The following is a 10,522-nucleotide window of genomic DNA, read 5'->3' on the forward strand; positions in this document are numbered from 1 at the left end:
CCGGCCTCGATGTAGGGCCGCGCCATCGGCTCGGGCAGGAAGCCGCCGCCCAGACCGTGCAGCTGCGCCGCGAGCTTGGCCTGCATGGTCGGCACCGTCAGCACGTCCTGCCCGCCGACCAGGTTGACCGTGAGGCCGGGACTGCTGCGCGCCGAGTCGGCCGCGGCCACGGCGCGGTACTGGCGCAGCACCGCGTCGCTCAGGGGCTCCTCGAGCCGCGCGAGCGGATGGTGCGGCGCCATCGCATAGACGAAGCGCAAGGTGCCCAGCGGCCGGCTGCGCAGGCCGGTGGCGGTCAGGGCCAGGCTGGCGGCATCGAGCACCGCGCCGATCGCGAGGTCGGCCTCGCCGCTGGTCAGCGCCTCGATGGTGCCGAGCAGGGTCTCGTCGCGCAGCTTCAGGCGCGTCGGCGGCTCGAGCGCGAAGAAGGCGGTGGCGAGGTCGAGCAGCGGATCGCGCGCGATCACGCTGTCGACCGCGATCGTGAGCATCGGCTCCCAGCCGGTGGCCACGCGCTTGACGCGGTTGGCCACCGCGTCGATCTCGCCGAGCAGCCGCGCCGCCTCGCGCAGCAGCTCGGCGCCGGCCTCGGTCAATTTCGCCTGGCGCGCGCTGCGGTCGAACAGCAGCACGTCGAGCGCATCCTCGATCTGGCGCACGCGGTAGCTCAGCGCGCTGGGCACCAGGTCGAGCGCGCGCGCCGCCGCGGCGAAGCTGCCGGTGTGGGCCACGGTCTGCAGCATGGCCAGCGCATCGGGGGTCAGCACGTCGCGGGGGCTGGGCATGGTCGCGGCTCCATCGTTCGAAAAATTTGAATGATGCCATCAAAGCGCGGCGCTTTTCCCTCGGGGGCGCGGGCCTAAAGTTCTTCCCATCCGCTGCGCATCCGGCGCGGCATACGAAGAAGGCCGAAGGTTTCCCCCACGGGGCCCGGCCCAAGGAGTCCGACGATGTTGCAAGTCCGTAAATCCCAGGAACGCGGTTATGCCGACCACGGCTGGCTGCGCTCGTTCCACAGCTTTTCCTTCGCCAACTACTACGACCCGGCCCACATGGGCTTCGGCAACCTGCGCGTGATCAACGAGGACCGCGTGGCCGCCGGTGCCGGCTTCGGCACCCATGGCCACAAGGACATGGAGATCATCAGCTACGTGCTCTCGGGCGAGCTGGCGCACAAGGACAGCATGGGCAACGTGGAATCGATCCCGCCCGGCGACGTGCAGCGCATGAGCGCCGGCCGCGGCGTGATGCACAGCGAGTTCAACCACAAGGCCGACGAGACCACGCACTTCCTGCAGATCTGGATCCAGCCCAACGTGCGCGGCATCGAGCCGGGCTACGAGCAGAAGCAGTTCAGCAACGCCGAGAAGCGCGGCAAGCTGCGCCTCGTGGCTTCGCCCGACGGCAGCGACGGCTCGGTGAAGGTGCATGCCGACGCGCGCCTCTTCGCGGGTCTGCTCGACGGCGAAGAGCAGGCCAGCCTGGCGCTCGACCCGACGCGAAAGAGCTATGTGCACCTGGTGCGCGGCGAGCTCGAAGTGAATGGCCAGAAGCTCCTGGGCGGCGACGCCGCGCTGCTCGAAGGCGAATCGCAACTGACGCTGGCCGCCGGCAAGGACGCCGAGGTGCTGGTGTTCGACCTGGCCGCCTGAGCGGTGTAGAAGGGGAGGCGCCCTGTCCGCGGGGCGCGTCTTCCTGCTCACCCTCCTTGTTTTTCCGTTTCCCGATCCACAACCACAGAGGAGTTCCCAGCAATGACCACCACCACCGCAACCCCCAACGGCGCGCAGGACACGCTCGCGCTGATCGGCCGCATCCTGATCGCCTACCTGTTCATCCCGGCCGGCATCGGCAAGCTCATGGGCTTCGGCGGCACCGTGGGCTACATCACCTCGGCCGGCCTGCCGCTGCCCGAGGTGGCGGCCGCGGTCGCGATCGTCATCGAACTCGGCCTGGGCATCGCGCTGCTGCTGGGCTTCAAGACCCGCTGGACCGCGATCGTCATGGCCATCTTCACCGTCGTGACCGCGCTGTTCTTCCACAAGTACTGGGCCGTGCCCGATGCGATGAAGATGATGCAGCAGATCAACTTCAACAAGAACATGGCCATCGCCGGCGGCCTGCTCGCCTTCGCCGCCTTCGGCCCGGGCCGCTTCAGCATCGACAAGCGCTGAGCCGCGCCCATCCATCCACCACAAGGAGCAAACCGAACATGGCCAACATCGTCATCGTCTTCCATTCCGGCTACGGCCATACCCAGCGCGTGGCGCAGGCCGTGGCCGACGGCGCCGGCGCGCAACTGCTCGCCATCGACGCCGACGGCAACCTGCCCGAGGGCGGCTGGGAAACCCTGGCCGCGGCCGACGCGATCATCTTCGGCTCGCCCACCTACATGGGCGGCGTGAGCTGGCAGTTCAAGAAATTCGCCGATGCATCGTCGAAGGTCTGGTACACGCAGGGCTGGAAGGACAAGCTGTTCGCCGGCTTCACCAACAGCGCCACCATCAACGGCGACAAGGTCACGACCATGACCTACCTGTGGACGCTCGCGATGCAGCACAGCGGCATCTGGGTCAGCATGGGCATCCTGCCGACCAACAACAAGGCCGCCACGCGCGACTCGACCAACTACATCGGCGGCTACGGCGGCCTGCTGACGCAGTCGCCCTCGGACGCGAGCCCGGCCGAGATTCCCCGCGGTGACCTCGACACCGCGCGGTCTTTCGGCGAGCGCGTGGCCGCGGTGGCAAGATCGCGCGGCTGACCACCGCCTGCGCGGGCCGCCCCGGCCCGGGGCACCCACGGAGAGAACACGATGACCGACGCCACCCCCACCACCCGTTTGCTGCAACCGCATGACAAGGACCTGGGGGGCGGCTTCAACGTGCGGCGCCTGCTGCCCGCGGCCGTGCGCCGCTCGGTCGGCCCCTTCGTGTTCTTCGACCATTTCGGCCCGGCCACCGAGCAGCCGGGCAACTCGCACGACGTGCGCCCGCATCCGCACATCGGCCTGGCCACCGTCACCTACCTGTTCGAGGGCGCGATGATGCACCGCGACAGCATCGGCAGCGTGCAGGAGATCCTGCCGGGCGCCATCAACTGGATGACCTCGGGCCGCGGCATCGTGCACTCCGAGCGCAAGCCCGAGCGCCTGCTGGCCGAGACCTTCGTCAATCACGGCCTGCAGCTGTGGGCCGCGCTGCCGCAGGCCCATGAAGAGGTCGAGCCCAGCTTCGAGCACACCGCCTCCGACGCCATTCCTGCCCTGTTCGAGCAGGGCGTGGGCGTGCGCGTGCTGGTGGGCGAGGCCTTCGGCGTGCGCTCGCCGGTCACGACCTTCTCGCAGACCGTCTACCTCGACATCGCCCTGCCGGCCGGCGCGAGCTTCGCGCTGCCCGCGCTGGCGCCCGAGCTCGCGGTCTATCCGATCGATGGCGACGTCGGCATCGACGGCGTCGTGGCACCGATGCACACCATGGCGGTGCTGGCCGACGGGCAGGGTGCCAACCTCACGGCACCCGTGACCGCGCCGGTGCGGCTGGTGGTGATCGGCGGCGAGCCGCTCGACGGCCCGCGCTACATCACCTGGAACTTCGTCTCGAGCCGGCGCGAACGCATCCTGCAGGCCGGCGAGGACTGGGCCGCGCAGCGCATGGGCCACGTGCCCGGCGAGACCGAGTTCATCCCGCTGCCGGGCAAGCCCTTCGGCGTGCGCGAGCCCGACACGGGCAGCACGCCCACCTGAGCGCGTTGCGCGGCTACAGCGCGAGCTTGTAGCCCTCGTGGCTCGCCACGAAGCCCAGCCGCTCGTAGAAGCGATGGGCGTCAGGCCGGCGCTTGTCGGTCGTGAGCTGCACCAGGGTGCAGCCCCGTTCGCGGCAGCGCGCGATCGCCCACTCGAACATCCGCTGGCCCAGCCCCGCATCGCGCCGCTGCGCCGCGATGCGCACGGCTTCGATCTGGCCGCGCCATGCGCCCTGGCGCGCGATGCCCGGGATGAACGAGAGCTGCAGCGTGCCGACCACCGTGGCGCCCTCGGTCACCACCACGAGTTGCTGGTTCGCATCGGCCGCGATGGCCTCGAAGGCGGCGACGTAGCGCGCATCGACGGCATCGGGTGAGGCACCCGCGGCCTCGCGTTCGCGGCCCAGCGGATCGTCGGCGAGCAGGGCGACGATGGCGGCCAGGTCGGCGCGCGTCGCGGTTCTGAAAACTATTGGGTTCACTTGTGAAACTCTGTTGCATCGTTCGCGCGCCAGGCGGCGCGAAATGCCATCGTCCGATAGTAAAGTGCGCCCGCCGCGGGGGAGGGAACACCGGCCTCGCGACCCACAACCACAACGACGTTGAAGAAAGCGAGCGAGGCGAGATGGCCATTCAGAAGACGCCGGAAACGGCACCGGGCGAGTACGGCGACCTGTTCGAATTCCTGATGAAGGAACTCAAGCTGTTCCAGCGCAAGCTGCTGGTGATGCTCAAGCACGTGAAGACCGGCGAGTCGCAGGTCTACAAGCAGGCCTGGTACGACTTCCATCTCAAGGACCGCCTGACCGCGCTGCTCAAGGCCGAGGACTATGCGGCGGTCGCGCAGCTGCCGATCAACAAGGCCGGCCAGACCGGCATCTACATCGAGACGCGCTACGTGAAGTCGGGCGAGGTGGTGGGCTTCCAGCTGGTGGAAGCGCGGCCGCACGAGGGCGGCCGCTACGTGGGGCTCACGCCGGCCGCGGTCTACACCGAGGCCGACGGGCGCCGCGTGCTGGCCTTCGCCGAAGGTCTCTAACTACTTGCCCAGCGTCACCGCTTCGGCCGGTGGCGCACCGTCGGGCGCATCGGGCAGCAGCTGCGACTTGCGCCGCGAGCCGCGCCAGGCCGAGTAGCCCACGCCGATCAGCAGCAGCACGCACAGGCCGATGAAGGTGCCGCTGATCGGGCGCGTGATGAACACCGACATGTCGCCGCGCGAGAGCAGCAGCGCGCGGCGGAAGTTCTCCTCCACCATCGGCCCGAGCACGAAGCCCAGCAGGATCGGCGCGACAGAGAACTCGAGCGACATCAGCAGCGCGCCGATGATGCCGAACACCAGCACCTCCCAGATCTGGAACAGGCTGTTCTGCGTGCTGAACACGCCCACCGCGATGAAGAACATCGCCGCCGGGAACAGGTACTTGTAGGGCACCTTCAGCAGCTTCACCCAGACGCCGATCAGCGGCACGTTGAGCACCACCAGGATCACGTTGCCGATCCAGAAGCTGGCGATCAGGCCCCAGAAGATGTCCGGGTGCTCGGTGATCAGCTGCGGGCCGGGCTGGATGCCCTGGATCAGCAGCGCGCCGAGGATCAGCGCCATCACCGCGTCGCCCGGGATGCCCAGGCTCATGGTCGGGATGAAGTCGACCTGCGTCTTCGAATGCGCCGAGGCCTCGGGCCCGGCCACGCCTTCGATCATGCCGGTGCCGAAGGCCGCGGGCGTCTTCGACACCTTGCGCTCGAGCGCATAGGCGATGAAGGTGGTGATGGTCGGGCCGGTGCCCGGCATCGCGCCGAAGATCGTGCCCACGATGGTGCCGCGGATCATCGCGGGGAAGGCGCGCTTGAGCTCCTCCTTGCTCGGGCGCATGTCGCTGAGCTTGAGCGTGCCGGTGTCGCCGATGCTCTTCATGCGGTTCACGTTGAGCAGGAAGTCGGCCACGCCGAACAGGCCCATCGAGATCGCGACCAGCTCGAGGCCGTCGCTGAGCTCGGGCAGGTCGAAGGCGAAGCGGAAGCTGCCGCTGTTGACGTCGGTGCCGACCACGCCGCACAGCAGGCCGAACACCGTCATCGCCACGCCCTTGAGCGCCGAGCCGCGCGACATGGTCGAGCCCGCGAGCAGGCCCAGCATCATGATCGAGAAGATCTCGGTCGGGCCGAACTTGAACGCGATCTGCACCAGCAGCGGGGAGGCGAAGATCATCACCACGATGCCCACCGAGGCGGCGAAGAACGAGGAGATCATCGTCACGCCGAGCGCCACGCCACCCTTGCCCTGCTTGGTCATCGGATAGCCGTCGAGGCAGGTCACCGCGTGCGGCGGGTGCGAGGGCATGTTCATCAGGATGGCGCCGATCGCGCCGCCGTACTGCGAACCGTAGAAGATGCCGGCCAGCATCAGGATGGCGGGCACCGGGTGCATCACGTAGGTGAGCGGCAGCAGGATCGAGATGGCCTGCAGCGCGCCCATGCCGGGCAGCACGCCGATGAGGTTGCCCACCAGCACGCCGAAGAAGGACCAGAGCAGGTTGGAGCCCTGGAACGCGACGCCGAAGCCGAACCAGAGGTCGTGGAGCGATTGTCCGATCATGGTCTCAACCTCCCCACTGGAACAGCGGCAACTGAAGACTCAGCGCCCACCAGAACACCACCACCGCGATGGCCATCATCGCGAGCGCGAGCAGCAGCGCTTCGCGCAGCGTGTTGTCGCGGTCGCCGAGCGCCGAGATGAACACGATCGCGAAGGTCGCGGGCAACAGCCCGCCGTACTCGCCGAGCAGCAGGAAGGCCAGGATGCCCAGCACGATGCAGACGCAGCCGCGCAGGTCGGGCAGGCCGGCGGGATGGCCGTGCGAGACGGCGGCCTCGGGCGCCGGTTGCTGGCCGCGCGCCGAGATCACCATCAAGAGGCCGATGAAGGCCAAAAGCAGCCCGAGCGCGACCGGGAAGAAGCCCGGTCCCATGTGCGCGAGTTCGCCGACGCGGTAGCCGTAGCCGGCGTAGGCGGCCGCCAGTCCGACGATCACCATCAGGGCTCCGCCGTAATAGTCTTTCTTGAATGTCGATGGGGCGCGCGATGCCTGCGAGGCCGCGCCACCACCCGTGCTGTGCTGCATATGTCTCCTTCGGGCTGAAGCAATGCAGTCTAGGAAGCGGGCCTTTCAATCCCCTTTCGCAACACGCTTGCAAGGGCCTTCGAGGCCCAAAATACGTGTTATCACGTACGAGCGAGCGGCAATCGGAGGATCGCACGCAGCCCGCCGCCGTTGGCGCTCTCGGGCATGTCGGCGCTATCGAGCAGGATCTCGCCGCCGTTGCGCCGCGCATAGCCGCGCGCGATGGTGAGGCCGAGTCCGGCGCCCTGCATCGCGGGTGCGTTCGCGCCATGCGAGGCCGGGTCGCGCTGGAAGCGCTCGAACACGCTGGCACGTCGCTCGGGCGCGATGCCGGGGCCGCTGTCGCAGACCTCGGCCAGCGCCTGCGAGGCATCGCGCCGCACCGTCACCGTGATGTTGCCGCCGCGCGGCGTGTACTTGATCGCGTTGTGCACCAGGTTCGCGAGCAGCTCGTGCAGCTCCTCGGCGTTGGCGCGCACCGGGATCACGGGCGATGCCGCGTCCTCTTCCTCGTCGGGCGCGGCGAGGCCCTCGGCCGCGGTGTCGCTGCGCGCATCGACCCAGCCCAGGTCCTGGTCGTGCTCGCGCGCGAGCGGCAGGTACTGCAGCACCACGGCGCGCGCGATCGCGTTGAGGTCGACGATCCCGGGCGCGGCGGCCTCGGTCTCGTCCTCGTGCGTCGCATGCGCGAGCGCCAGCAATTGTTCGCTCAGGCGTCGCGTGCGCGCGAGCTGCGCGACGATCGCATGCAGCGATTCGCGCATGCGCTCGGGGTCGGTCTCGCGCACCGCGTAGCCGGCCTGGATCGACAGGATGCCCAGCGGCGTGCGCAGCTGGTGCGAGGCATCGGCGAGGAACTGCGAATGCTCGGCCACCATGCGGCGATGGCGGCCGATGTGGTGGTTGACCGCGTCGACCAGCGGCACCACCTCCTGCGGCACGCCGGCTGGGTCGAGCGGCTTGATGTCGTCGCGCGCGCGCTCGCGCAGCGAGCGGCGCAGCCGCTCGAGCGGACGCAGCGTCCAGGCCACGCCCAGCCACACCAGCAGGGCCATCACCAGCACCATGCGCGCGGCGCGCAGCAGTTCCTGGCGCAGCGATTCGTCCACCGCGCGCTGGCGCGGGCCGGTGCCTTCGGCGGCCTGGATCAGCACGGTGTAAGCGCTGCCCGCGTGGCTGTTGTAGACCGTCTGGCGCAGCGCGGCCACGCGCACCGGGTGCTGCTGGTAGACCGCGTCGTAGAACACCGGCGCGTCGTCGGCGCCGGTCGCCGTCTTCGGCGGCGGGGCGGGCAGGTCGGGCACGCCCATCAGCGTCTCCTCGGTGCCGGCCTCGCCCCTGGCCAGCGGCGCCGCGCCCACGTGCAGGTACTTGTAGCGCAGGTGGGTCGACTCGAACATCGCCTGCACCGAGAAGGCCTCCTGCACGCGCACGCTGCCGTCGCTCGCGACCACGATGCCGTTGGCCAGCGCCTGCACGGGCTCGAGCAGGCTCTGGTCGTAGGCGTCGACCAGGCTCTCGGTCAGCGCCTGGTAGTTGCTCCAGCTGTCGAGCGCGAGCAGCGCGACCATGCCCGGCAGCAGCAGCGCCAGCAGGCGCGCGCGGATGCCGAAGCGCCAGCTTTCAGTGGGGGGTGGAGACGGCGGCGGCGCGTGCGGGTCCATCGGCGATGCCTTCGAGCATGTAGCCCAGCCCGCGCACGGTGACGATGCGCACGTCGCTGTCGGCGAGCTTGCGCCGCAGCCGGTGCAGCACCACCTCGATCGCATCGGGTCCGGCGGTGCTGTCGTTGGTGAACACCTTGCCGAACAGCTGCGACTTGCCGACCGGCGAGCCGCTGCGCATCAGCAGCGCGCTCAGGGCCGCGTGCTCGCGCGGCGTGAGCGCCAGCAGCGTGCCGCGCAGCGTGAAGGCATGGCTCTCGCCGTCGTAGGCCAGCGAGGCGCACTGCAGCCGCGGATGCTGCCGGCCGCGGCTGCGCCGCACCAGCGCGGTCAGCCGCGCCTCGAGCTCGACCAGCTCGAAGGGCTTGGTGAGGAAATCGTCGGCGCCGAGATGCAGGCCGCGCACGCGGTCCTGCAGCGCGCCCTGCGCGGTGAGGATCAGCACCGGCGTGCGGTCGTCGGCATTGCGCATGTCGGCCAGCACCGCGAGGCCGTGCTTGTCGGGCAGCCGCAGGTCGAGCACCACCGCGTCGTACTCGGTGCCGGCCATGAAGGCCTCGGCGGTGCGCGCATCGGGCGCATGGTCGGTGACGAAGCCGCTCTGCGTGAGCGCGCGCACCAGCCAGGAGGCCATGTCCAGTTCGTCTTCCACCAGCAGGATGCGCATCGCGGGGCGGTCGGCCTATCGTTTCTTGTGGAGATCGGGGTCTTCGGCGGCGCGCGCGCTGGCCTTGGCCGCGCGGGCGCTGAGGTCGGGCGCGAGCGCCTCGCGGCCGTCGAACACGAAGCAGTCGCCCTGGTAGTGGGCGCCGCCCACCAGCTCGAAGTACTTGAGGATGCCGCCCTCGAGCTGCAGCACGTTGTCGACGCCTTCCTCGCGCATCAGGATCGCGGCCTTCTCGCAGCGGATGCCGCCGGTGCAGAAGCTCACCACCGTCTTGCCCGCGAACTCGGCGCGGTGCTCGCGCAGCGCGGGCGGGAACTCGGTGAACTTCTCGATGCGCCAGTCGATCGCGCCCTCGAAGCTGCCGTGGTCGACCTCGAAGGCATTGCGCGTGTCGAGCAGCGCGATCTCGCGGCCCGCGTCGTCGTGGCCCTGGTCGAGCCAGCGCTTGAGCGTGGGTGCGTCCACGCCCGGCGCGCGGCCGGCCGCGGGCTGGATCGCGGGATGGTCCATGCGGATGATCTCGCGCTTGAGCTTCACGAGCATGCGCCGGAACGGCTGGGCGGCCGACCAGCTGTCCTTGGTCTCGAGGTCGGCGAAGCGCGCATCGGCGCGCACGCCGGCCAGGAAGTCCGCCATCGCGCCGGGCTCGCCGGCCAGAAACATGTTGATACCCTCGGGCGCGATCAGGATCGTGCCCATCAGGCCGAGCGCGCGGCTGCGTTCCAGCAGGCGTTCGCGCAGCACCGGGCCGTCGTCGATGGCCACGAACTTGTAGGCCGCGATGTTCAATATCTCTTGGGTCTCTTGCACGGCGGGAATTCTAGGCGCCGCAGGTTGACCCGTTCCTGACTCGGGCACTCCCGAACCACTGGCGGCCCGGGTGTCAATAGGGGCCGCGCCAACTCACATCGTGGAGGCCCGCCTTCCTACAATGGACGGATGTTCGTTCACCTGCGCCTGCACACCGAGTTCTCCGTCGTCGACGGCACCAACCGCATCGACGAAGTCGTCAAGGCCGCCGCTGCCGACAAGCAGCCCGCGATGGCCATCACCGATCTCAACAACCTGTTCGGCGGGATCAAGTTCTACAAGGAAGCGCGCGGCAAGGGCGTCAAGCCCGTGATCGGCGCCGAGATCTTCCTCGAGGGCATGGGCAAGGATGCCGCGACGCTCACGCGCATCGTGCTGCTGGTGCAGAACAAGCAGGGCTACCTCAACCTCTCGGAGCTGCTGGCACGCGCCTGGACGCAGAACGTCGGCCGCGGCCAGGCCCAGGCGGCCTGCAAGCTCGAATGGGTGGAGGAACTGCAGGGCGGGCTGAT

Annotated in this window: 13 protein-coding genes; 6 read left to right on the top strand and 7 right to left on the bottom strand. The window is 69.2% G+C overall.

Annotated elements, in window-relative coordinates; all coding sequences use genetic code 11:
* On the bottom strand, positions 1-785 hold a 785-nt coding region (locus AC27VN_RS20635), incomplete at its 3' end, for a LysR family transcriptional regulator (protein WP_490877710.1).
* A gap of 165 nt (positions 786-950) precedes the next feature.
* Between AC27VN_RS20635 and AC27VN_RS20640 the strand changes: the two genes are divergently transcribed.
* From AC27VN_RS20640 to AC27VN_RS20655, 4 genes are all read left to right on the top strand, one after another.
* Positions 951-1,652, top strand: coding sequence for a pirin family protein (locus tag AC27VN_RS20640; protein WP_490877711.1), 702 nt, complete (start codon positions 951-953; stop codon positions 1,650-1,652).
* Between the two features lie 102 nt (positions 1,653-1,754).
* Positions 1,755-2,174 carry a DoxX family protein gene (locus AC27VN_RS20645; RefSeq protein ID WP_093344361.1) on the top strand — a complete coding sequence of 140 codons (420 nt, stop codon included), beginning with the start codon at positions 1,755-1,757 and terminating at the stop codon, positions 2,172-2,174.
* Positions 2,175-2,212: 38 nt separating this feature from the next.
* A complete protein-coding gene (locus tag AC27VN_RS20650) occupies positions 2,213-2,764 on the top strand; it encodes a flavodoxin family protein (RefSeq protein ID WP_208512818.1) in 552 nt (183 codons plus the stop codon).
* Positions 2,765-2,815: 51 nt separating this feature from the next.
* Complete coding sequence (locus AC27VN_RS20655; RefSeq protein ID WP_093344357.1) at positions 2,816-3,745, top strand: pirin family protein; 930 nt, start codon at positions 2,816-2,818, stop codon at positions 3,743-3,745.
* A gap of 13 nt (positions 3,746-3,758) precedes the next feature.
* Here the strand turns inward: AC27VN_RS20655 and AC27VN_RS20660 are convergent, their stop codons facing one another.
* A complete protein-coding gene (locus tag AC27VN_RS20660; RefSeq protein WP_490877712.1) occupies positions 3,759-4,226 on the bottom strand; it encodes a GNAT family N-acetyltransferase in 468 nt (155 codons plus the stop codon).
* 143 nt (positions 4,227-4,369) lie between these two features.
* Here AC27VN_RS20660 and AC27VN_RS20665 point away from each other — a divergent pair, with 143 nt between their 5' ends.
* Entirely contained in the window at positions 4,370-4,783 is a 414-nt protein-coding gene (locus tag AC27VN_RS20665; protein ID WP_093344353.1) for a hypothetical protein, read from the top strand.
* Here the strand turns inward: AC27VN_RS20665 and AC27VN_RS20670 are convergent, their stop codons facing one another.
* From AC27VN_RS20670 to AC27VN_RS20690, 5 genes are all read right to left on the bottom strand, one after another.
* On the bottom strand, positions 4,784-6,343 hold the full coding sequence (locus tag AC27VN_RS20670; RefSeq protein WP_296785243.1) for a tripartite tricarboxylate transporter permease: 1,560 nt from the start codon (positions 6,341-6,343) through the stop codon (positions 4,784-4,786).
* Positions 6,344-6,347: 4 nt separating this feature from the next.
* Positions 6,348-6,869, bottom strand: a complete 522-nt coding sequence (locus AC27VN_RS20675; protein ID WP_490877713.1) for a tripartite tricarboxylate transporter TctB family protein — start codon at positions 6,867-6,869, stop codon at positions 6,348-6,350.
* 101 nt (positions 6,870-6,970) lie between these two features.
* Positions 6,971-8,533, bottom strand: coding sequence for a sensor histidine kinase (locus tag AC27VN_RS20680; protein ID WP_490877714.1), 1,563 nt, complete (start codon positions 8,531-8,533; stop codon positions 6,971-6,973).
* On the bottom strand, positions 8,493-9,200 hold the full coding sequence (locus tag AC27VN_RS20685; protein WP_093344346.1) for a response regulator: 708 nt from the start codon (positions 9,198-9,200) through the stop codon (positions 8,493-8,495). The genes AC27VN_RS20680 and AC27VN_RS20685 overlap by 41 nt, the downstream gene beginning before the upstream one ends.
* Positions 9,201-9,215: 15 nt before the next feature.
* Entirely contained in the window at positions 9,216-10,010 is a 795-nt protein-coding gene (locus AC27VN_RS20690; RefSeq protein ID WP_431509221.1) for a sulfurtransferase, read from the bottom strand.
* A 129-nt stretch (positions 10,011-10,139) separates the two neighbouring features.
* On the opposite strand from AC27VN_RS20690, the gene AC27VN_RS20695 reads away from it, so the two are divergent.
* Positions 10,140-10,522, top strand: a 383-nt coding sequence (locus tag AC27VN_RS20695; RefSeq protein WP_490877715.1) for a PHP domain-containing protein, incomplete at its 3' end; no start/stop codon positions are given.

It is taken from the genome of Variovorax sp. 20P10.2.4 (genome assembly GCF_058244205.1).